Annotated in this window: 1 pseudogene; it reads right to left on the bottom strand. The window is 38.2% G+C overall.

Annotation, left to right across the window (positions count from 1 at the left end):
• A pseudogene (locus J8281_RS19570) lies at positions 1-251 on the bottom strand (hypothetical protein); the annotation flags it as partial.

Below are 251 nucleotides of genomic sequence, written 5' to 3'. Positions count from 1 at the left end.
CCTGGACTTGCTGTACCTACAATTTGAACTGTAGTCACATCTACAGTATCACCTGTGGTATCATTAGCTAAAATATTTACGGTTACCGCAGTATTGGTAGTATTACCTGTACTAAGATCATCACTAGTAACAGGTGTATAATCAATAGTGATAGTCGCTTCATTAGAAGTATTCCCATCGTTGTCATTAATCGTATAATTTACGGGTGTAGGATCTAAGGTGTACCCAGGGTTCGGGGTAAAACTTATTTC

This window comes from Aquimarina sp. U1-2, from assembly GCF_017897595.1.
Lineage (GTDB): Bacteria > Bacteroidota > Bacteroidia > Flavobacteriales > Flavobacteriaceae > Aquimarina.
The sequence above is the reverse complement of the archived record's forward strand: the minus strand, read 5'-3'. Positions and strand labels throughout refer to the sequence as shown.